General features: G+C 46.1%; 17 protein-coding genes. 16 read left to right on the top strand and 1 reads right to left on the bottom strand.

What is annotated here, in order from left to right; all coding sequences use genetic code 11:
* Positions 1-7: 7 nt before the first annotated feature.
* From murE to lpxC, 11 genes are all read left to right on the top strand, one after another.
* On the top strand, positions 8-1,495 hold the full coding sequence (murE, locus tag AACQ21_RS13190; RefSeq protein WP_105976904.1) for a UDP-N-acetylmuramoyl-L-alanyl-D-glutamate--2,6-diaminopimelate ligase: 1,488 nt from the start codon (positions 8-10) through the stop codon (positions 1,493-1,495).
* On the top strand, positions 1,492-2,850 hold the full coding sequence (locus tag AACQ21_RS13185; protein ID WP_105976903.1) for a UDP-N-acetylmuramoyl-tripeptide--D-alanyl-D-alanine ligase: 1,359 nt from the start codon (positions 1,492-1,494) through the stop codon (positions 2,848-2,850). The genes murE and AACQ21_RS13185 overlap by 4 nt, the downstream gene beginning before the upstream one ends.
* Positions 2,847-3,929 carry a phospho-N-acetylmuramoyl-pentapeptide-transferase gene (mraY, locus tag AACQ21_RS13180; protein WP_013856079.1) on the top strand — a complete coding sequence of 361 codons (1,083 nt, stop codon included), beginning with the start codon at positions 2,847-2,849 and terminating at the stop codon, positions 3,927-3,929. The genes AACQ21_RS13185 and mraY overlap by 4 nt, the downstream gene beginning before the upstream one ends.
* A 15-nt stretch (positions 3,930-3,944) precedes the next feature.
* On the top strand, positions 3,945-5,282 hold the full coding sequence (gene murD, locus AACQ21_RS13175; protein ID WP_105976902.1) for a UDP-N-acetylmuramoyl-L-alanine--D-glutamate ligase: 1,338 nt from the start codon (positions 3,945-3,947) through the stop codon (positions 5,280-5,282).
* Between the two features lie 42 nt (positions 5,283-5,324).
* A complete protein-coding gene (gene ftsW, locus AACQ21_RS13170; protein ID WP_094125312.1) occupies positions 5,325-6,500 on the top strand; it encodes a cell division protein FtsW in 1,176 nt (391 codons plus the stop codon).
* Positions 6,487-7,548 (top strand): undecaprenyldiphospho-muramoylpentapeptide beta-N-acetylglucosaminyltransferase, encoded by a 1,062-nt coding sequence (gene murG, locus AACQ21_RS13165; RefSeq protein ID WP_017046515.1) that lies wholly within the window; start codon positions 6,487-6,489, stop codon positions 7,546-7,548. The genes ftsW and murG overlap by 14 nt, the downstream gene beginning before the upstream one ends.
* A 13-nt stretch (positions 7,549-7,561) precedes the next feature.
* The gene (gene murC, locus AACQ21_RS13160; RefSeq protein WP_105976901.1) at positions 7,562-9,022 is read left to right on the top strand and encodes a UDP-N-acetylmuramate--L-alanine ligase; all 1,461 of its coding nucleotides are present in this window, start codon (positions 7,562-7,564) and stop codon (positions 9,020-9,022) included.
* Positions 9,023-9,210: 188 nt separating this feature from the next.
* The gene (locus tag AACQ21_RS13155; protein WP_088718004.1) at positions 9,211-9,984 is read left to right on the top strand and encodes a cell division protein FtsQ/DivIB; all 774 of its coding nucleotides are present in this window, start codon (positions 9,211-9,213) and stop codon (positions 9,982-9,984) included.
* Positions 9,977-11,239 (top strand): cell division protein FtsA, encoded by a 1,263-nt coding sequence (gene ftsA / locus AACQ21_RS13150; protein WP_010317995.1) that lies wholly within the window; start codon positions 9,977-9,979, stop codon positions 11,237-11,239. Before AACQ21_RS13155 ends, ftsA begins: the two co-directional genes overlap by 8 nt.
* Positions 11,240-11,269: 30 nt before the next feature.
* Positions 11,270-12,487 carry a cell division protein FtsZ gene (gene ftsZ, locus AACQ21_RS13145; protein ID WP_017042647.1) on the top strand — a complete coding sequence of 406 codons (1,218 nt, stop codon included), beginning with the start codon at positions 11,270-11,272 and terminating at the stop codon, positions 12,485-12,487.
* Positions 12,488-12,584: 97 nt separating this feature from the next.
* Positions 12,585-13,502 (top strand): UDP-3-O-acyl-N-acetylglucosamine deacetylase, encoded by a 918-nt coding sequence (gene lpxC / locus AACQ21_RS13140; RefSeq protein ID WP_010317993.1) that lies wholly within the window; start codon positions 12,585-12,587, stop codon positions 13,500-13,502.
* Between the two features lie 70 nt (positions 13,503-13,572).
* Here lpxC and AACQ21_RS13135 read toward each other — a convergent pair whose 3' ends face one another.
* Positions 13,573-14,028 (bottom strand): DUF721 domain-containing protein, encoded by a 456-nt coding sequence (locus AACQ21_RS13135; protein WP_105976900.1) that lies wholly within the window; start codon positions 14,026-14,028, stop codon positions 13,573-13,575.
* Between the two features lie 324 nt (positions 14,029-14,352).
* On the opposite strand from AACQ21_RS13135, the gene secA reads away from it, so the two are divergent.
* From secA to carB, 5 genes are all read left to right on the top strand, one after another.
* Positions 14,353-17,079 (top strand): preprotein translocase subunit SecA, encoded by a 2,727-nt coding sequence (secA, locus tag AACQ21_RS13130; RefSeq protein WP_013856087.1) that lies wholly within the window; start codon positions 14,353-14,355, stop codon positions 17,077-17,079.
* 104 nt (positions 17,080-17,183) lie between these two features.
* Positions 17,184-17,582: an 8-oxo-dGTP diphosphatase MutT gene (mutT, locus tag AACQ21_RS13125; RefSeq protein ID WP_026027953.1), complete on the top strand. Its 399-nt coding sequence runs from the start codon at positions 17,184-17,186 to the stop codon at positions 17,580-17,582.
* A gap of 104 nt (positions 17,583-17,686) precedes the next feature.
* Complete coding sequence (gene dapB / locus AACQ21_RS13120; protein ID WP_105976899.1) at positions 17,687-18,496, top strand: 4-hydroxy-tetrahydrodipicolinate reductase; 810 nt, start codon at positions 17,687-17,689, stop codon at positions 18,494-18,496.
* Positions 18,497-18,978: 482 nt separating this feature from the next.
* A complete protein-coding gene (gene carA / locus AACQ21_RS13115) occupies positions 18,979-20,118 on the top strand; it encodes a glutamine-hydrolyzing carbamoyl-phosphate synthase small subunit (RefSeq protein ID WP_105976898.1) in 1,140 nt (379 codons plus the stop codon).
* A gap of 16 nt (positions 20,119-20,134) precedes the next feature.
* A partial coding sequence (gene carB, locus AACQ21_RS13110) for a carbamoyl-phosphate synthase large subunit (protein WP_105976897.1) occupies positions 20,135-22,276 on the top strand: 2,142 nt, incomplete at its 3' end.

The following is a 22,276-nucleotide window of genomic DNA, read 5'->3' as shown; positions in this document are numbered from 1 at the left end:
AAGCACAATGACGCCGAGTATGTGTTTACAAGATCTCATCGCCCCTTGGCTTGACCTCGATGGCCATTCTATTTCAACGTTGTCGGTGACTCGTTTAGTGCTCGATAGCCGTAAAATATCACCCAATGATACCTTTATTGCAGTGGTCGGCCATTCCATCGACGGAAGGCGGTTTATTGAGAGCGCCACTCAAGCTGGAGCGAATCTGGTATTGGCTCAAGCGTGTGGGCAGCATCCGCATGGCAGTATGACTACCGTCAATGGCGTGTTAGTGATTTACCTTGCTGATCTAAACCAACATCTATCTCAACTGGCATCGCGGCTTTATCGTTCGAAGACCAGTACGTTGATTGGGGTTACGGGAACTAACGGTAAAACCACCATTACTCAATTAATCGCGCAGTGGATTGACTTGTTAGGCGAGAAAGCGGCGGTGCTGGGGACGACGGGGAATGGTTTTCTTAACCATTTACAGCCTGCCGCCAATACCACAGGTAATGCCATTGAGGTCCAAGAAACACTCTATCAATTAGCGCAGCAGGGCGCTCGCTATACCGCTCTGGAAGTCTCTTCGCACGGATTAGTTCAAGGGCGAGTTCAAGCATTGAAGTTCGCTGTGGGCGTGTTTTCTAACTTAAGCCGCGATCATCTCGATTATCATGGCACCATGGAAGAGTACGCCAAAGCAAAGCTCTCCTTATTTACCGCTCATCACTGCCAACACGCTGTCATTAATGCCGACGATGCGGTGGGGGCGAGTTGGTTAGCACAGCTGAAAGCACCGATTGCCGTCTCTTTAAAGCAGCAACCGCAATGCGCTAAAGCGCTGTGGGCGAGCTCGGTCTCTTACAGTGATAATGGTATTTCATTAACCTTCGACGGCTACTATGGTCAAGGTGAATTGAGCGTGCCGTTGATTGGCGAATTTAACGCCAGCAATCTTCTACTCGCGTTTGCCACTATGCTGACTTTAGGTTTTGATAAACAAGCCTTGATGACAACGGCTTCTCAACTGCAGCCGGTCTTAGGGCGAATGGAGCTCTTTCAAGCGCCAAATCGTGCGAAGATCGTCGTCGATTATGCACACACGCCTGATGCTTTGGAAAAAGCACTACTAGCACTTCGCGTTCATTGCCAAGGTCAGCTATGGGCGATTTTTGGTTGTGGTGGCGACCGTGATAAAGGCAAACGCCCGATGATGGCCGAAATTGCAGAGCGCTGCGCCGATAAGGTCATTTTGACCGACGATAACCCTCGTAGCGAAAAACCGGCAGACATTGTGCAAGATATGGTGGCAGGGCTTGAGTTTGCAAGTCATGCACACGTTGAACACAATCGTTACGCTGCCGTGCAATACGCCCTGCAACATGCTGATCAGCAAGACATCATTTTATTGGCAGGCAAAGGGCATGAAGATTATCAAGTGATGGCCCATCAAACTATTCACTATTCGGATCGCGAAACGGCGCAAACCTTACTGGAGATAAGTGCATGATAGAAGTCTCTTTACAGCAATTGACGCACGTTTTGCATGCACAATTGGTTGGTTGTGATGTCACCGTGTCTGAGGTCTCGACCGACACGCGTCAAATCAAACCCGGTGCGCTCTTTGTTGCCTTGGTCGGTGATAAATTTGATGCTCATGAGTTTGCTGTACAAGCGGTTGCGTCTGGTGCAAAGGCGTTATTGGTTCAGCGCCCTTTGGCGGTTTCGGTTCCTCAACTGGTGGTTACCGACACCAAACTGGCGTTAGGCCAGCTTGGCGCTTGGGTTCACCAACAGTGTCAAACACCGACCGCTGCGATTACAGGCAGTTGCGGTAAAACCACAGTCAAAGAGATGGTGGCAAATATTTTATCAGCCAAAGGCCGCGTGCTCTTTACTGCTGGCAATTTTAATAATGATATCGGCGTGCCGCTCACTCTGCTTCGCTCTGGTCCTAATGATGCGTATGCGGTGATTGAGTTAGGGGCGAACCATATTGGTGAAATTGCTTATACCACCTCTTTAGTGAAGCCGGATGTCGCATTGGTGAACAATGTTGCCGCGGCGCATCTGGAAGGTTTTGGCTCAATTGAGGGCGTAAAACAGGCGAAAGGTGAAATTTATCAAGGCCTTGCTTCAGGTGCGACAGCCATTATTAATTTAGAAAGCCACGGTGGTGAGCGGTGGAGCGCTATTTTAGCGGACAAAACCGTTAAAACCTTTTCCAGCCGTCAAATTGCAGATTTTTACGCCCGTGGTATTAGGCTTAATGAACAAGGTGAAGCCCAGTTTGAAATGATCACACCCGTCGGTCATATTGATATTGGGCTCAATATTGTGGGTGAACATAACGTTTCTAATGCGTTGGCGGCGGCGGCATTAGCCATTGAGTTGGGGGCGAATCTTGAAGAGGTGCAGTACGGACTTGCGCATCTAGCTCAGGTGAAAGGGCGTGTTGATGTCACCCAATTGAGCTCGACAGTGAAACTGATTGATGACAGTTACAATGCCAGTGTTCCAGCGATGAAAGCGGCGGTTGATCTACTTAACACTTTCTCTGCAAGGCGTTGGTTAATTTTAGGTAATATGGCTGAGTTGGGCGATGAAAGCCTTGCACTTCATCGTCAAGTCGGTGAACATGCTGCACCATTCCAGTTTGACTATGTCCTTACTTACGGTCGCGATGCAAAAGTGATCAGTGACCTATGCCATGGTCTTCATTTTGAAAGCCATGCGGACATGATTGCTTATATCGAGCAGCAATTATCACAATTCGATCAAGAGTCTCATACCTTACTTGTCAAAGGTGCAAACAGTGCGGGTATGAGTAAAATTGTGGCTGCTCTCAAGGAGAAATACTCATGATTATTTGGCTCGCGGATCTACTCCAGCCATACTTCTCTTTTTTTCGTCTGTTCGAATATCTCTCATTTCGGGCCATCGTCAGTATTTTAACCGCACTTGCTCTGTCGTTATGGATGGGGCCGCGCTTGATTAAACGTTTGCAACTACTGCAAATTGGTCAAGTAGTGCGGAACGACGGTCCAGAATCACATTTTAGTAAGCGCGGTACGCCAACCATGGGCGGTGTTATGATCCTCGCCTCTATCATTACTACCGTACTGCTGTGGACAGATCTCTCAAACCCTTACGTGTGGGCTGTACTCGCGGTGCTGCTTGGTTATGGCGTCGTCGGTTTTGTGGATGATTATCGCAAAGTGGTGCGTAAAAACAGTGATGGATTGATCGCGCGCTGGAAATACTTTTGGCAGTCGGCCATTGCGTTGATAGTGGCGTTTGCTCTCTATGCACATGGCAACGATACCGCAGCTACTCAGCTTGTGGTGCCTTTCTTTAAAGATGTGATGCCGCAACTGGGCTTGCTCTACATTGTGCTGACCTATTTTGTCATCGTCGGAACCAGTAACGCGGTGAACTTAACCGATGGTCTGGACGGTTTAGCCATCATGCCGACTGTTTTGGTTGCTGCCGGTTTTGCTGTGATTGCATGGGCAACTGGGAACGTCAATTTCGCCAGTTATCTGCATATTCCTTATGTTCCTTATGCCTCAGAGCTAGTGGTGGTGTGTACTGCAATTGTGGGGGCCGGTTTAGGTTTTCTGTGGTTCAACACTTATCCTGCGCAAGTCTTTATGGGCGATGTGGGTTCACTCGCTTTAGGCGGTGCACTCGGTACAATTGCGGTGTTGGTTCGTCAAGAGTTTGTGTTAGTGATCATGGGCGGCGTGTTTGTGATGGAAACCTTGTCGGTGATTTTACAAGTCGGTTCCTACAAATTGCGTGGTCAACGTATTTTCCGGATGGCCCCTATCCATCACCACTATGAATTGAAAGGTTGGCCAGAACCACGCGTGATCGTCCGTTTTTGGATTATCTCAATTGTGTTGGTGTTAGTGGGTTTGGCTACACTAAAAGTGCGCTAGTGATAGAGCAAAACGGTGTTGAATGGAATGAAGATGGATCGTTGGCAAACTGTTAATAATGTGGTGGTCGTGGGGCTGGGTATGACGGGCCTCTCGGTGGTTAACTACCTTTTGAGCCTAGATCGCTCGCTCACGATTAAGGTGATCGACACACGGGAAAACCCGCCAGGTCGAGAGCATTTAAGCTCGCAAGTTGAGCTACATTGTGGCGGCTGGAACAAAGCTTGGTTATTTGACGCAGACCTGATTGTGACTAATCCAGGCATTGCTTTAGCTACGCCAGAGATTCAACAGGCGTTAGCACGACATATTCCCGTGGTGGGCGATATTGAGCTCTTTGCTTGGCAGGTGGATAAGCCTGTTATCGCTATCACAGGAGCCAACGGCAAGAGCACAGTGACGGATTTAACCGGAGTACTTGCTAAAGCTGCTGGGGTTAAGGTTGCCGTTGGCGGCAATATTGGTGTGCCTGCTTTAGATCTACTTCAGCAAGAGGCCGATCTTTATGTGCTGGAGCTCTCAAGCTTCCAGCTAGAAACGACCTCAAGTTTAAAACTCGTCTCTGCTGCCTTTCTCAATCTGACTGAAGATCATATGGATCGCTACGATGGTATGGAATCGTATCGCCAAGCTAAATTGCGCATTTTTAAGTATGCGCAAGCGGCGGTCGTGAACGCCGATGATAGCCAGACGGAACCTCCCTCATTTTCAGGTCACATCGCACGTTTTTCCGTTGAACATGACGCGGACTATTGCACGCAAATGATTGATGGCAAATCGTTCTTAGTGGCGAAAGGCACGCCATTGTTGGCAAGCGAGGAACTCAGCTTAGTGGGACGACACAATAGTGCCAACGTGCTCACTGTGCTCGCACTGCTCGATTTGGCGGGTGTTGATTACTCATCTGCGCTTGATGCATTGAAATCTTACCGCGGGCTGACACATCGTTGTCAGGTTGTTGCTGATAATCACGGCGTAAAATGGGTCAATGACTCGAAAGCGACCAATGTCGCAAGCACTCAAGCGGCGTTGTCGGGGTTAAATTGCCAAGGGATTTTGTATCTGCTTGTGGGGGGCGTTGGCAAGGGCGCTGATTTCTCGCCATTAGCACCGATACTAAAAACATTGAACGTAAAACTGTGCTGTTTTGGCGTTGACGGTGGGCAATTCATGCCACTGCATCCATCGGCTCAGTTCTATTCATCGATGGAAGAGATTATCGTATCGATCAAACCGCAGCTGCGTCGTGGTGATATGGTGATGCTTTCGCCTGCTTGTGCCAGTTTTGATCAGTTTAAAAACTTTATGGCCAGAGGTGACGCCTTTGCCGAGCTTGCGCAGCGTTACGCTTAATCAACAGGAAATTGCATTTTGTCCTTTTCAAGCCTCATCAAAATGACTCGTCAATGGTTTCAGAACCAAGCGCCTGAAGCCTTGTTTGATCGTCAATTGGTATGGATTGCTTTAGGTTTGATGCTGACTGGGCTTGTGATGGTGACATCGGCTTCGTTTCCTATCAGTTCGCGTTTAACGGATCAACCGTTTCACTTTATGTTTCGTCACGCCATTTTCTTGATGCTGGCCATCGTGACATCGAGTGTGGTGTTGCAAGTGCCAATGAAACGTTGGATGCAATACAGCTCGGTGCTACTTGGCGTCTCTTTTATGCTGCTGATTGTGGTTTTGCTCGCGGGCAAATCGGTCAATGGTGCCTCGCGCTGGATCCCTTTGGGGTTATTTAACCTGCAACCTGCTGAGGTCGCGAAACTGTCACTGTTTATTTTCATGGCTGGTTACTTAGTTCGTAAACAAGATGAAGTGAGGCAAACCTTTTTTGGTGGTTTCATGAAACCGATTATGGTGTTTGGAACCTTGGCTATCTTGCTACTTGGTCAGCCAGATTTGGGAACCGTGGTTGTGATGCTGGTGACTCTGTTTGGTATGCTGTTTATTGCTGGGGCCAAACTGTCACAATTTATTGCGCTCATGGTGGCTGGAATTGTTGCGGTAATCGCACTGATTGCGGCAGAGCCTTACCGTATTCGCCGTGTAACTTCATTTCTTGACCCGTGGGAAGACCCGTTTGGCAGCGGTTATCAATTGACTCAATCTTTGATGGCCTTTGGTCGTGGAGAATGGTTTGGTCAAGGGCTTGGTAACTCGATTCAAAAGCTAGAGTACTTACCTGAAGCGCACACTGATTTCGTATTTGCAGTGCTGGCTGAAGAGCTCGGTTTTGTTGGCGTTGTACTGGTTCTACTGCTGATTTTTAGTCTGGTGCTTAAAGCGGTGTTTATCGGTAAAAAAGCCTTTGAGCATGATCAGCAATTTGGTGGCTATCTGGCCTTTGGTATTGGAATTTGGTTTGCATTCCAAACACTCGTCAATGTGGGTGCTGCTGCGGGTATGGTGCCGACTAAGGGCCTAACGCTGCCCTTGATCAGTTACGGCGGTTCAAGCTTAATTATTATGTCGGTTGCGGTGTCGATCTTATTGAGAATTGATCATGAATGTCGACTCAAAGATCGCAATCGAGTGTCTATAGAAAAAGAATCCAATGATAAACAATAAACGTTTAATGGTTATGGCTGGTGGCACGGGGGGACATGTTTTTCCCGGCCTAGCTGTGGCTAAACAGCTCCAACAACAAGGTTGGCAGATCCGCTGGCTAGGGACTGCGGATCGGATGGAAGCAGAATTAGTGCCTAAACATGGTATTGAGATCGACTTTATTCAGGTCAAAGGTTTACGTGGCCAAGGCATAGGGCGTTTGCTGAAAGCGCCTTTTCAAATTGTGAACGCGATTTTTCAAGCGCGTCGTTATTTGAAGCAGTGGCAACCTGATGCGGTGCTCGGCATGGGCGGATACGTCAGTGGCCCCGGTGGCGTGGCAGCGTGGTCTATGGGAATTCCCGTTGTGCTTCACGAGCAAAATGCCGTAGCAGGGTTAACCAACCGTTGGCTTTCGAAAATTGCCAAACGCGTATTTCAAGCCTTCCCCGGAGCCTTTACTGAGGCGCAAGTCGTAGGTAACCCTGTACGTCAAGATGTCGCTACATTACCCGCACCGCAAGTACGCTTTGCTGAGCGAAATGAACCGATCCGCATTCTCGTGATGGGCGGCAGCCAAGGTGCGCAGATTCTCAACCGAACTTTGCCTGACGTACTAGCTATGCTTGGCGATAATTACCAAGTTTGCCATCAAGCAGGCAAGAATAATCAGCAGTCGGTTGAGCAAGCTTATCGCGCGCTTCAGATCAAAAATGCACACGTTACCGAGTTCATTGAGGATGTGGCTGGCGCTTATGCGTGGGCTGATTTACTGGTGTGTCGCTCGGGAGCATTAACGGTTTCTGAAGTGGCAGCGGCCGGTGTTGGCGCTATATTTATCCCTTTTATGCATAAAGACCGACAGCAAGCGCTTAACGCGGATCACTTAGTCGCTTGTGGGGCGGCCAAAATGATTGAACAGCCGCAGCTCACAGTAGAAAAACTAGCGCAAGAGATTGCTTCTCTTGAGCGTCATGATCTGCTGTTGATGGCGCAACAAGCGCGTGCAGCCGCACAACTGGATGCTGATAAAGTCGTTGCCGACGCTATCATCGCACTTACCCAATAACGAGAAATTTTTCATGACCATTAAACATACTCAAGATTTAGCTCAAATCCGTGCCATGGTGCCAGAGATGCGCCGCGTCAAGTGTATTCACTTTGTCGGTATTGGTGGGGCGGGAATGAGCGGAATTGCAGAAGTATTGCTCAATGAAGGCTACCAAATTACCGGCTCTGATCTCGCTTCCAACCCTGTGACTGAAAGATTGGCAAGTAAAGGGGCTATCATTTATATCGGTCATCAAGCCACTAATATTGAACTCGCCAGCGTGGTGGTAGTCTCTACTGCAATCGATGAGCTAAATCCTGAACTGAAAGCGGCGCGTGAGCGACGCATTCCTATTGTTCGTCGTGCAGAAATGTTGGCGGAATTAATGCGTTTTCGTCATGGCATTGCGGTGGCTGGTACGCATGGTAAAACAACGACTACGGCATTGGTTACGCAAATTTATTCTGAGGCTGGTTTAGATCCCACGTTTGTTAATGGCGGGTTAGTCAAAAGCGCTGGCACCAATGCGCGTTTGGGTTCAAGTCGGATTTTGATTGCTGAAGCTGACGAAAGTGATGCTTCATTCCTTCATCTTCAGCCTATGGTTAGTATCGTGACCAACATCGAAGCTGATCACATGGATACGTATGGCGGTGATTTTGAAACGCTCAAACAGACCTTCATCGATTTCTTACACAACCTGCCATTTTATGGTCAGGCGATATTATGTATTGATGATCCTGTTGTGCGTGAAATCATCCCACGTATCAGCCGTCAAGTGATCACCTACGGTTTTGCCGATGATGCAGATGTCAGGATTGAGAATTACCATCAGCAGGGGCAACAAGGCCAGTTTACGGTCGTCAGACAGGGACGAGCCAATCTGGATATCACGCTTAATATTCCAGGTCGTCATAATGCGCTTAATGCCTCCGCGGCTATTGCAGTGGCAACGGAAGACGACATCAGCGATGAAGCGATTTTAAAAGCGATGGCTAGCACCCAAGGTACGGGACGTCGTTTTGATCATCTGGGCGAGTTTGATACGGGCAATGGGGTTGCGATGCTCGTTGATGATTATGGTCATCATCCGACCGAGGTGGGCGTGACTATTAAGGCGGCGCGTAGTGGTTGGCAAGAAAAACGGCTAGTGATGATTTTCCAACCCCATCGCTACAGTCGAACTCGCGATCTGTATGATGATTTTGCCAATGTACTGGAGCAAGTCGATGTGCTGATCATGCTCGATGTCTATGCCGCAGGAGAAAAGCCGATTGCGGGAGCCGATGGTCGGTCGTTGTGCCGAACGATACGCAGTCGCGGTAAAATCGATCCTATTTTTGTTCCCGACAGCACCATACTGCCTTCGGTTCTGGCTAATGTATTACAAGATGGTGACCTCGTGCTGACGCAAGGTGCTGGGGATATCGGCAAGGTAGCGAAACATTTAGCGGGACTCGAACTGAATATCAGTAAAATGCAACAGGTTTAATTTAAATGGCTTATTTGTGTATCAATATTGAATAACATGGTATCCAGTCCAGATTTATTACTTTCAATGTTTGATACTTTCAGCGACCTCAGTATAATCCGGAGGTTAAAGTCAGTGCTTTTACCTCTATTGTGAACCAAATAGGGCATGCGATTGCGATTTAGAAACAGGAACATCAGGCTTTGTTAATGAATGTGTTCGATGAAAGCCGAGCTGTGTCCCGTTCGCCACTCATAAAAGATCACGCCGCTGGCGCTATTTTTTTATTTGTGGTGTTGTTGCTGATAAGTTCACTCATTTATTCAACACTCAGTTGGATGTGGGACGAACAGAGGCTACCGCTTTCAAAAATTGTTCTACAAGGTGACTTGCAATACGTATCTTCGCTAGATGTGCAGCGCGCTTTTGCTCAGTTGGATCATATCGGTACTTTCATGTCGCAAGATATTAACGTACTTCAATCGAGTGTACAGGTCATCCCGTGGGTGGCCCATGCATCGATTCGTAAACAATGGCCTGACACAATAAAAGTGTTTCTGACAGAGTATAGAGCGGTAGCGATTTGGAATGGCAACGCTTTGTTAGACGGATATGGCACGGTATTTAATGGTGATATTGGTCAATTGAACGGCGATAGAGTGAAACTTTATGGCCCGCAAGGAACCAGTCACGAAGTACTGGATGTTTGGAATAAAACGAACCCTAAGTTTCAATCATTAAACTTAAATATATCGTCACTGTTACTCAACGATCGTCGAGCGTGGCAAATAATTTTAGATAATGGCATCCGCTTAGAGTTAGGTAAAGAATCACTAGATGAGCGAGTTGCACGTTTTATTTCGCTGTATAAGAATTTAGGTAATAAAGCTGAACAAGTTAGCTATATCGATCTTAGATATGATACAGGAGCCGCAGTAGGTTGGTTCCCTGAACAAGAAGCACAAGAGAGTAAAAATGACTAAGACCGCTGATGACAACATTATTGTTGGTCTTGATATAGGCACAGCCACCGTGTCAGCTTTAGTCGGTGAAATACTGCCTGACGGTCAAATTAATATTATTGGCGCTGGTACGAGCCCATCCCGTGGGATGGATAAAGGGGGAGTTAACGATCTTGAATCGGTCGTTAAGTCTGTCCAAAGAGCGGTTGACCAAGCAGAATTAATGGCGGAATGCCAAATTAGTAATGTGTTTCTCTCTCTATCTGGGCGACATATTGCGAGCCGTATTGAAAAAGGCATGGGAACTATTTCGGATGAAGAAGTTTCTCAAGAGGATATGGATCGAGCGATTCATACCGCCAAATCAATAAAAATTGGGGAAGAGCAAAGAATATTGCACGTTATTCCTCAAGAATTTACGATTGATTACCAAGAGGGAATTAAAAACCCGCTTGGTTTATCAGGTGTGCGCATGGAAGTGAGCGTGCATCTTATTTCTTGTCATAATGATATGGCGAGAAATATTATCAAAGCGGTAGAACGCTGTGGTTTAAAAGTTGAACAACTGGTTTACTCTGGTTTAGCGGCAAGTAATGCAGTTATTACGGAAGATGAGCGAGAGTTAGGTGTGTGCGTGATTGATATAGGCGCAGGCACTATGGATGTTGCTATCTGGACCGGTGGTGCGTTACGACATACTGAAGTGTTTTCTTATGCAGGAAACGCAGTAACCAGTGATATTGCTTTTGCATTTGGCACACCAGTCAGTGATGCTGAAGAGATTAAAGTAAAATATGGCTGTGCGCTGAGTGAATTGGTAAGCAAGGATGATACCGTTAACGTCCCAAGTGTAGGAGGAAGACCTTCGCGAAGTTTGCAAAGACAAACCTTGTCGGAAGTGATTGAACCTCGCTACACTGAATTAATGGGATTAGTTAACCAAACTATAGATACTGTCCAAGACAAATTGCGCAAAAATGGTATTAAACACCATTTAGCGGCTGGTGTTGTTTTAACTGGCGGCGCTGCGCAAATTGAAGGTTTGGTTGAGTGTGCGGAACGCGTTTTCCGCAATCAAGTTCGCGTAGGCAAGCCTTTAGAGGTGAGTGGCCTTACAGATTACGTAAAAGAGCCGTATCATTCTACGGCGGTTGGTTTACTTCATTATGCGAAAGAGAGCCAAATTAATGACGACACGGAATACAGCGAACCGAAACGCCAATCCATGTCGAGCTTAATTGGTCGTTTGCGTAACTGGATACAAAAAGAGTTTTAACCTGAGTTGCAGGGAAAACGGAGATAACACATGTTTGAACCGATGATGGAAATGTCTGACGATGCTGTAATTAAAGTCGTTGGAGTTGGTGGTGGTGGCGGTAACGCTGTTGAACACATGGTGCGTGAGTCCATCGAAGGCGTGGAATTCATCAGTGTCAATACCGATGCGCAAGCACTTCGTAAAACAAGCGTAAGTAGCGTCATTCAAATTGGTGGTGATATCACTAAAGGTTTGGGTGCTGGTGCAAACCCGCAAGTTGGACGTGATGCAGCTCTAGAAGACAGAGAAAGAATTAAAGAAGTTCTGATGGGTGCCGATATGGTGTTTATCGCAGCTGGTATGGGCGGTGGTACAGGTACTGGTGCAGCTCCTGTTATTGCAGAAGTTGCCAAAGAACTGGGTATCTTAACCGTAGCGGTTGTCACGAAACCTTTCAGTTTTGAAGGAAAAAAACGTTTGGCATTTGCTGAACAAGGTATTGAAGAGTTGTCAAAACACGTTGACTCTTTGATTACCATTCCTAATGAAAAACTACTGAAAGTGTTAGGTCGTGGTATTACCTTACTTGAAGCATTTGCGAGTGCGAATGATGTACTTAAAAATGCAGTGCAAGGTATTGCAGAGCTAATTACACGCCCAGGCATGATTAACGTGGACTTTGCTGACGTACGTACTGTGATGTCAGAAATGGGCCACGCGATGATGGGTAGTGGAGTAGCTCGCGGCGAAGATCGTGCTGAAGAAGCGGCAGAGATGGCAATTTCTAGCCCTCTTTTGGAAGATATTGATCTTGCAGGCGCTCGTGGCGTGTTGGTCAATATTACTGCTGGTTTGGATATGCGACTAGACGAATTTGAAACCGTCGGCAATACTGTTAAGGCGTTTGCGTCTGACAATGCGACAGTTGTCATCGGTACTTCGTTAGATCCTGATATGGCAGACGAAATTCGCGTGACTGTCGTTGCAACGGGTATTGGCAATGAAAAAAAGCCAGACATTACTTTAGTTGCAGGCGGTAAAGCCAAAGTCGCACCAGCAGTTCAACCACAAATGGTTCAGCAAGCAGCGAAAATCGAAGAAAAAACGGCACAGCCTTTGCAAGAAAGAGCAGAAGTGAAACCGCAATCAGCATCGTCGTCAACTGTTTCATCTTCTTCCGGTGCAAGCCAAAATACGGCACCGAAAGCAGATAAGGAAAATGGATATCTTGATATCCCAGCATTTTTACGTCGTCAGGCTGATTAACAATTAGACATAATTTGACACTGTTCAAAATTATGGTAGCATTCGCGGTCGGTGCTTTACCGACCGTGTTTTGTCGCACTGACATAGAGGCAAGTAGATGATCAGACAACGAACTCTGAAAGAAATAGTGAAAACAACTGGGGTGGGCTTACACTCTGGTCGTAAAGTCACATTAACGCTTCGCCCTGCTGCTGCAAACACTGGGATCATTTACCGCCGTACTGATGTCAATCCTCCAGTAGACTTCCCTGCGGACCCTGAATCTGTTCGCGATACCATGCTATGTACTGCTTTGGTCAACGATGAAGGTATTCGTATCTCTACTGTTGAGCACTTAAATGCAGCATTAGCGGGCATGGGAATCGACAACGTTATCATCGAAGTTGACGCACCTGAAATTCCTATTATGGATGGTAGTGCTAGCCCATTTGTTTACTTGCTACAACAAGCGGGCATTCAAACGCTGAATACACCAAAACGTTTTATTCGAATTAAGAAACCAGTTCGATTTGAAGATGGTGATAAGTGGGCGGAACTTGTACCCCATAACGGTTTTCGTATGGATTTTGAGATTGACTTTCAACATCCTGCTATCGATTCTGATGAACAGCGCATGGTGTTTGATTTTTCCTCGCAAGGTTTCGTCAAAGAAATTTCAAGAGCTCGTACTTTTGGTTTCATGCGTGACATTGAGTACCTACAATCGCAAAACCTCTGTTTAGGTGGTAGCTTTGATTGCGCCATCGTATTAGATGAATACCGTATTCTTAATGAAGAAGGTTTGCGTTTTGCCAATGAGTTTGTCACTCATAAAGTATTGGATGCCATTGGTGACTTGTACATGTGTGGTCATTCCATTGTGGGTGAGTTCCGTGCTTATAAATCAGGCCATGGTTTAAATAACCAGCTACTGCGTGCGGTCTTAGCCGACCAAGAGGCGTGGGAATGGGCTACTTTTGAAGAAGAAGTTGGCTCTCCAGTGGCGTTTGCTGAACCAAATATGGTTCTCGCTTAATCGCAATTTTTAAATAAAAAGGCCAGACAGTTGTCTGGCCTTTTTATTTGTACTAATTCATTGATGACGCTTATTTGGGCCTAGCCAATTTCGCCAAATTTTCCAAACGTTTTTTGACTTTGGGGGAAGCGCTACTCGCCACCATCAATAATGCTTGCGCCGTATTTTCAGATAGTGGTGGGCGAGCGACCATTTCTTTTTCTTCTTTCATACCACGATTACGATAGAGCGCTGGGTTTATCTTGAGCTCAATGCTGATCAATTTGGCAAATCCTTGGTTGCGTAACTGATTCAAAATGTGTAATCGGTCATAATCAAGCTTCATTTTTATTGATGCACTGGCCACTTCAACGATTAAGTGACCACCGCGCACATTAGCGGCTCGGACATGATCGGCCGTTCCTTTAGGAAGCAACTTATTGAGCACTTTATTTAAAGCGAGGATCTCGGTGGCATGTTGCTGTATTTTCTTTAGAGATGAATCGCTGATCAGCTCTTTCGTTAACGTGGGACGGTGATCGCGCATGGTGTCTCCCTCTTAAGTTGCCATTCAATTCTATTGTGGTGCCTATGATGCGTATAGTAATAAATCCATGTTATTGCTTAAACAGTGCTCAAAAAGCGTAAAAATATTAAGTGTGCTTCAAACAAATAGTTTTGCTATTGGTTGTTGCCGCAAAAATTCCTTACACTATGCGTTACATAATTATTTAATACCTTGAAAATAAACCTCACCGTCACAATATCTGTGATACATGATTTATCTCAGTATCCTTAGTTCAAAACTGGTAGAGACTGACGGCATTAAGAGTAGATCGAAAACGATCTAATAAAGAGAGATTCCTGACACATGATAACTAAGCTACTGACAAAGGTTATTGGCAGTCGCAATGACAGAACGCTGCGCCGCCTTAAAAAAATTGTCAAAGAGATCAACAGCTACGAGCCTACTTTTGAAGCACTAACTGATGAAGAATTAAAAGCCAAAACGGTTGAGTTTCGTCAACGTTTAGAGCAAGGTGAAACCTTAGACCAATTACTTCCTGAAGCATTTGCCACCGTGCGTGAAGCGTCCAAGCGCGTATATGGCATGCGTCACTTCGACGTACAGTTGATCGGCGGTATGGTTCTCAACGCGGGTCAAATCGCAGAAATGCGCACTGGTGAAGGTAAAACGTTAACCGCGACTTTACCTGCGTATCTCAATGCCTTGCCTGGCAAAGGCGTGCACATTGTTACTGTCAACGATTATCTTGCTAAACGTGACGCAGAAACAAACCGCCCACTGTTTGAGTTTTTAGGCATGACGGTCGGTATTAACGTACCCAATATGCCACCACAAGAGAAAAAACTTTCTTATCAAGCCGATATTCTTTACGGGACCAATAACGAGTTTGGTTTTGATTACTTACGTGACAACATGGCTTTCCGCAAAGAAGACCGTGTACAGCGTGAACGTTTCTTTGCTGTAGTCGATGAAGTGGACTCGATTCTTATTGATGAAGCGCGAACGCCGTTGATCATCTCAGGTCCTGCAGAAGATAGTTCTGAGTTGTACATCCGCATTAATACCCTCATTCCACTTCTGCAAAAGCAAGATAAAGAAGATTCTGAAGAGTATCGTGGTGATGGTCACTACACGGTTGACGAAAAATCAAAACAAGTTCATTTGACTGAAACGGGTCAAGAATTTGTTGAAGAGTTGATGGTGAAAAATGGTTTGATGGAAGAGGGCGATACTCTTTATTCACCCACGAATATTAGCTTACTTCACCACGTCAATGCCGCATTGCGTGCGCATGTGTTATTTGAGAAAAACGTTGATTACATCGTGACAGAAGAGGGCGAAGTGGTCATCGTTGATGAGCACACTGGCCGCACCATGCCAGGTCGTCGTTGGTCTGAAGGTTTACACCAAGCTGTCGAGGCGAAAGAAGGTGTTAAAATCCAAAACGAGAACCAGACTCTTGCGTCGATCACCTTCCAAAACTATTTCCGTTTATACGAAAAACTTTCTGGTATGACGGGCACTGCCGATACCGAAGCGTTCGAATTCCAATCGATTTACGGTTTGGAAACCGTGGTGATCCCAACCAATAAACCTATGGTTCGTGATGATATGCCTGATGTGGTGTATCGCACTGAAGCTGAAAAATTTGCGGCGATCATTGAAGACATCAAAGCGCGTGTTGCAAAAGGTCAACCAACCCTAGTCGGTACGGTTTCGATTGAGAAATCTGAACTACTTTCTAATGCGTTGAAGCAAGCTAAAGTGAAACATAACGTGCTTAACGCGAAATTCCATGAAAAAGAAGCAGAAATTGTAGCGCAAGCGGGTATTCCGGGCGCGGTGACGATTGCGACTAACATGGCTGGTCGTGGTACTGATATTGTATTGGGGGGCAGCTGGCAGGCACAAATTGAGCAGCTAGAGAATCCAACACAAGAGCAGATCGATGAGATCAAAGCGAAGTGGAAAGAGGTTCATAACCAAGTGTTAGCCGCTGGTGGTCTGCACATCATTGGTACTGAACGCCACGAATCTCGTCGTATCGATAACCAGTTACGTGGTCGTTCTGGTCGTCAAGGGGATGCGGGTTCTTCACGTTTCTATCTATCGATGGAAGATTCACTGCTGCGTATCTTCACCTCAGATCGTATGGCAAGCCTTATCCAAAGTGGTATGGATGAAGGTGAAGCGATCGAAAGTAAGATGCTTTCTCGCTCGATTGAAAAAGCGCAACGTAAAGTCGAAGGACGTAACTTTGATATTCGTAAACAGCTTCTTGAATACGATGATGTTGCTAACGATCAACGTAAAGTAGTTTATGAGCTGCGTGATGAGCTCATGGAAGCGGACGATATCAGCGAAATGATTGAGCAGAATCGTCAAGATGTTCTGACTTCCGTTATTGACGAATACATTCCGCCACAATCACTTGAGGATATGTGGGATGTTAAAGGATTGGAAGATCGTTTGAAGAACGATTTTGATTTAGAGCTGCCATTACAGCAATGGCTAGATGCTGATGATAAATTGTACGAAGAAGCGCTGCGTGAACGTATTCTTGAACAAGCGGTTAGTGTGTACCGTGAAAAAGAGAAAGCGGTTGGGGCTTCTGTTCTGCGTAATTTTGAAAAATCGGTCATGCTACAAACTCTGGATACCTTGTGGAAAGAGCATCTAGCGGCGATGGATCATTTGCGCCAAGGCATCCACTTACGTGGTTACGCGCAGAAAAACCCAAAACAAGAGTACAAGCGTGAGTCGTTTGAGCTGTTTGAAGAACTACTGAATTCTTTAAAAACCGATGTGATTACTATCTTGTCGAAGGTGCGCGTACAGCAGCAAGAAGAAGTTGAACGTATGGAAGCACAGCGTCAAGCGCAGGCGGAAGAAGCCGCGCGTCGCCAACAGTTCCAGCACCAAAGTGCCGATAGTTCGGTTGCAGATGAAGCTTCAGAAGATCAAGGACACCAGCCTATGGTTCGTGAAGAGCGCAAAGTTGGTCGTAATGAGCCTTGCCCTTGTGGTAGCGGTAAAAAGTACAAACAGTGCCACGGACAGATCAACTGATCCCTTGAATGATCACCCCAAGAGTCGCTTAGGCGACTCTTTTTTTAACTCAATATTTCTCATCTTTATTTTCTAGGTTGGGAAGTCGGCGAATCGGAGTCTTTATGAAACGTGTTCATATTGTTGCGGCTATTATCTTCAATAGCGATAAATCAGAAATTTACATTACCAAACGACCAGATCATCTTCACAAAGGCGGTTTTTGGGAGTTCCCTGGCGGCAAAGTTGAAGCGGGAGAAACGATTGAACAAGCCATTTTCCGCGAGCTAGATGAAGAGATTGGTATTCATATTACTGAGCAATCTCCTTACCAATACCTTGAGTTTGACTATTCAGACAAGTCCTTAACTTTTGATTTTATTTGCGTGACACAATTTGATCATCAGCCGTATGGTAAAGAAGGGCAGCAAGGAGAATGGGTAGCGGTTTCTGAGTTGGCAAACTATTCATTTCCTGAAGCCAATGCGCCCATCGTCGAGCGCGTCATGAAAGAGTTTGCCTAAGTCGCTAGCCACCACAAGCAAATGTTGATAGTTTACAGAAACACCTTGAACGAAGAGAAACGATGCAAGCTTAAGCTGATGTCGTCACAATGGAGAATAACGCAATGGTGAGAATTGCGATTGCAGGAGCGGCGGGTCGAATGGGCCGCAATTTGGTGAAAGCCACTTATCAGAATAACCATGCTCGAGTGGGTGCGGGCTCAGAGCGTCCTGAGTCCTCGTTGGTTGGTGTTGATATCGGTGAGTTATGCGGTGAAGGGCGATTTGATATCGCGTTGGTGGATAACCTAGAGAATGCCGTAGATAACTTCGATGTCATCATTGATTTTACAGCTCCTGTGAGCACCTTAGCCAATATTGAGTTATGTAAAAAACACGGTAAGAAGCTAGTGATTGGTACAACGGGCTTTTCTGAAGAAGAAAGAGCACAAATCAATGCTGCCGCACAACAGATTGCGATTGTCATGGCTCCTAACTACAGCGTTGGGGTTAACCTTGTTTTCAAATTGCTTGAAAAAGCGGCTAAAGTGATGGGTGATTACTGTGATATTGAGATCATTGAAGCCCACCATCGTCATAAAGTGGATGCTCCGTCAGGAACCGCAATTGGCATGGGAGAGGCGATTGCTAATGCTATGGGTAACCAACTGAGTGACGTTGCCGTCTATGCGCGAGAAGGTATTACCGGTGAACGTACTAAAAATGAGATTGGTTTTGCTACGATTCGTGCTGGCGATATCGTGGGTGAGCATACCGCGATGTTCGCTGATATCGGTGAACGTGTAGAAATCACCCATAAAGCGACGGATCGTATGACTTTTGCCAATGGTGCAGTGAGAGCGGCTGTTTGGCTTGCTGATAAACCTGCGGGTTTTTATAGCATGACTGACGTGTTAGGTTTGAACGATCTTTGATTACATAATTATGCGTCAGTGTTTGCTGGCGCATCTTTGTTACACCTCTTTTTACCGATTTAATTATCTCTCTCTATTTTTACTTTTCTTACTTACTTTTGTTGTGTTTTGAGTGGGTATTGATTTCTTTTTGTTTTAGATGTCTGAAATTGTACTTATTCTCTGCTTGATTAACGTTTGCGTGATTTTGTTTATCGTTGATTATTTAAAATGCATCAAAGAGTTTCAGTTTGCTGATTCTAATTCCTCCATTCTCATTTTTTTACTCATCAAACCTATCTTTTTGCTGTCTTAGGTTCGCTTTTTATCTCTAACGCTTTAAATGTTGCTTTAATTTATTATGAAATGTTGACAGTAATCATGGTGGTCATTAGAATACCGCCAATTTGTCTAAATCACCCTATGGCGCGACTCTATGGCCTTAAGGAAGACAGATTTGCAGTTTAATTTATATTTTTTGCATTTTTATTCTGGAGGTTGTCTTGAGTAAGTCAGCACTGTTAGTCCTAGAAGATGGGACGGTGTTCCACGGTGTATCCATTGGCGCTGATGGAATATCCGTTGGTGAAGTCGTCTTTAATACCTCGATGACGGGGTACCAAGAAATCCTCACTGATCCTTCCTATTCTCAACAAATCGTTACTCTTACTTACCCCCACATAGGCAATACCGGAACCAATTCCGAAGACGAAGAATCCTCTTCTATCCATGCACAAGGCCTTGTGATTCGCGATCTCCCTCTTATCGCTTCTAACTTCCGTAATGAACTTTCCCTTTCTGACTACCTTAAATCACAAAATATTGTGGGCATTGCCGATATCGACACGCGCAAGCTAACGCGCATTTTGCGTGAAAAAGGAGCTCAGAATGGCTGCATTATGGCAGGTGACCATTTAGATGAAGCATTGGCGCTGGTAAAAGCCAAAGAGTTCCCCGGTTTAAAAGGAATGGATCTTGCGAAAGAAGTTACAACAAAAGAAGCGTACCAATGGAAACAAGGTTCGTGGACGCTCGAAGGTGGACTTCCTGAAGCGAAAGATGACAGCGAGTTGCTCTATCACGTTGTTGCCTACGATTTCGGTGCAAAGCGCAATATCCTCCGTATGTTGGTTGACCGAGGATGCCGCCTAACTGTGGTACCAGCACAAACCTCGGCAGAAGAAGTTCTAGCGCTGAAACCTGATGGTGTCTTTTTATCAAATGGCCCTGGCGACCCAGAACCATGTACTTATGCGATTGAAGCAACCAAAGTGTTCTTAGAGAAAGGACTGCCTATTTTTGGTATCTGTTTAGGACATCAAATTTTGGCATTGGCGTCTGGTGCAAAAACAGTAAAAATGAAATTTGGCCACCATGGCGCGAACCATCCAGTGAAAGATTTGGATCGTAATGTGGTGATGATTACGGCACAAAACCACGGTTTTGCTGCTGATGAAGCAACGCTGCCTATCACACTTCGTGCAACGCACAAATCGCTATTTGATGGTTCACTACAAGGAATTCACCGCACCGATAAGCCAGCCTTTAGCTTTCAGGGACACCCTGAAGCGAGCCCTGGCCCGCACGATGCCGCCCCTTTGTTTGACCATTTTATTGAACTAATTAAAAAGCACACAGCGTAATTCGGAGTAGTAGACAATGCCAAAACGTACTGACATTAAAAGTATTCTAATTCTAGGTGCTGGCCCGATTGTAATCGGTCAGGCTTGTGAGTTTGACTACTCTGGCGCTCAAGCATGTAAAGCCCTGCGTGAAGAGGGTTACCGAGTGATTTTGGTTAACTCGAACCCTGCCACTATCATGACTGACCCAGAGATGGCCGATGCGACTTATATTGAGCCTATCCATTGGGAAGTAGTGCGTAAAATCATCGAAAAAGAGCGCCCAGACGCGGTATTACCGACCATGGGTGGTCAAACCGCATTGAACTGTGCACTTGAACTGGAAAAGCATGGTGTTCTGGCTGAGTTTGGCGTTGAGATGATTGGCGCAACGGCTGATGCAATTGATAAAGCGGAAGATCGTTCTCGCTTTGATAAAGCGATGAAGTCAATCGGCTTAGCTTGTCCTCGCGCTGATACGGCAAAAACGATGGAAGAAGCTTACCGCGTTCAAGAGATGGTGGGTTTCCCTTGCATTATTCGCCCTTCATTTACCATGGGTGGAACCGGCGGTGGTATCGCTTACAACAAAGAAGAGTTTGAAGAGATTTGCCGCCGTGGCCTTGATCTTTCGCCAACCAACGAGTTGTTGATTGATGAATCACTCATCGGTTGGAAAGAGTACGAAATGGAAGTGGTTCGCGATAAAGCGGACAACTGCATTATAGTCTGTGCGATTGAAAACTTTGACCCAATGGGTATTCACACGGGTGACTCGATCACGGTAGCTCCTGCGCAAACGCTAACTGACAAAGAATATCAGATCATGCGTAACGCATCGCTAGCCGTACTGCGTGAAATCGGTGTGGAAACGGGTGGTTCGAACGTACAGTTTGGTATCAACCCGAAAGATGGCCGCATGGTGATCATCGAGATGAACCCACGTGTTTCTCGCTCTTCGGCTCTTGCATCGAAAGCGACGGGCTTCCCTATTGCCAAAGTTGCAGCCAAATTGGCGGTAGGTTTCACACTTGATGAGTTAATGAACGACATTACTGGTGGTGCAACCCCAGCGTCGTTTGAGCCAACTATTGATTATGTTGTGACGAAAATCCCTCGCTTTAACTTCGAAAAATTTGCCGGTGCTAACGATCGCTTAACCACGCAAATGAAGTCGGTGGGCGAAGTGATGGCGATTGGTCGTAACCAACAAGAATCGCTGCAAAAAGCACTGCGTGGGCTGGAAATTGGCGTAAACGGCCTAGACGAAATGGTTGATTTAGACGCGCCAGATGCACTGACTAAAATTCGCCATGAGCTGAAAGAAGCGGGTGCTGAGCGTATTTGGTATATCGCAGATGCTTTCCGCGCTGGTTTGTCTGTGGATGGGGTCTTTAACCTGACTAACGTTGATCGCTGGTTCTTGGTACAAATCGAAGAACTGGTCAAAATGGAACAAGAAGTCAAAGCGGGCGGTTTTGCTGGCTTAAATGCGGATGTTCTACGCAAGATGAAGCGCAAAGGTTTTTCGGATGCGCGTCTCTCTTCACTGCTTGGCGTGGCTGAAAGTGAAATTCGTCGTATGCGTGACCAATATAATATTCATCCGGTTTACAAGCGTGTCGATACTTGTGCGGCGGAGTTTTCGTCTGATACGGCTTACATGTACTCCTCTTATGATGACGAATGTGAAGCACAACCGACCGATAGAGACAAAATCATGGTGCTCGGCGGTGGTCCAAACCGTATTGGTCAAGGTATCGAATTTGATTACTGTTGTGTTCACGCCTCACTCGCGCTACGCGAAGATGGTTATGAAACCATCATGGTTAACTGTAACCCTGAAACTGTTTCAACAGATTATGACACCTCCGATCGCCTCTATTTTGAACCAGTGACACTCGAAGATGTATTGGCGATTGTTCGTGTTGAAAAACCTAAAGGCGTCATCGTGCAATACGGTGGTCAAACACCACTGAAATTGGCTCGTGCACTTGAAGCCGCTGGAGTGCCTATCATTGGTACTAGCCCAGATGCGATTGACCGCGCCGAAGATCGTGAGCGTTTCCAGCAAGCGGTTGATCGTTTAGGTCTGCTGCAGCCAGAAAACGCAACAGTGACCACAATGGAACAGGCGATTGAAAAATCGAAAGACATCGGCTTCCCGCTGGTGGTACGC

It is taken from the genome of Vibrio sp. V01_P9A10T6, assembly GCF_963877065.1.
Taxonomy (GTDB): domain Bacteria; phylum Pseudomonadota; class Gammaproteobacteria; order Enterobacterales; family Vibrionaceae; genus Vibrio; species Vibrio anguillarum.
This window is presented reverse-complemented; position numbering and strand designations above follow the sequence as displayed.

Coding starts and splice junctions, on each gene's coding strand:
- AACQ21_RS13155 (WP_088718004.1), top strand. CDS start 9,211: ATGAATGTGTTCGATGAAAGCCGAGCTGTGTCCCGTTCGCCACTCATA.
- mraY (WP_013856079.1), top strand. CDS start 2,847: ATGATTATTTGGCTCGCGGATCTACTCCAGCCATACTTCTCTTTTTTT.
- dapB (WP_105976899.1), top strand. CDS start 17,687: ATGGTGAGAATTGCGATTGCAGGAGCGGCGGGTCGAATGGGCCGCAAT.
- AACQ21_RS13135 (WP_105976900.1), bottom strand. CDS start 14,028: ATGCGCGATCACCGTCCCACGTTAACGAAAGAGCTGATCAGCGATTCA.
- ftsW (WP_094125312.1), top strand. CDS start 5,325: ATGACTCGTCAATGGTTTCAGAACCAAGCGCCTGAAGCCTTGTTTGAT.
- secA (WP_013856087.1), top strand. CDS start 14,353: ATGATAACTAAGCTACTGACAAAGGTTATTGGCAGTCGCAATGACAGA.
- murC (WP_105976901.1), top strand. CDS start 7,562: ATGACCATTAAACATACTCAAGATTTAGCTCAAATCCGTGCCATGGTG.
- mutT (WP_026027953.1), top strand. CDS start 17,184: ATGAAACGTGTTCATATTGTTGCGGCTATTATCTTCAATAGCGATAAA.
- AACQ21_RS13185 (WP_105976903.1), top strand. CDS start 1,492: ATGATAGAAGTCTCTTTACAGCAATTGACGCACGTTTTGCATGCACAA.
- ftsA (WP_010317995.1), top strand. CDS start 9,977: ATGACTAAGACCGCTGATGACAACATTATTGTTGGTCTTGATATAGGC.
- lpxC (WP_010317993.1), top strand. CDS start 12,585: ATGATCAGACAACGAACTCTGAAAGAAATAGTGAAAACAACTGGGGTG.
- murE (WP_105976904.1), top strand. CDS start 8: ATGACGCCGAGTATGTGTTTACAAGATCTCATCGCCCCTTGGCTTGAC.
- ftsZ (WP_017042647.1), top strand. CDS start 11,270: ATGTTTGAACCGATGATGGAAATGTCTGACGATGCTGTAATTAAAGTC.
- murG (WP_017046515.1), top strand. CDS start 6,487: ATGATAAACAATAAACGTTTAATGGTTATGGCTGGTGGCACGGGGGGA.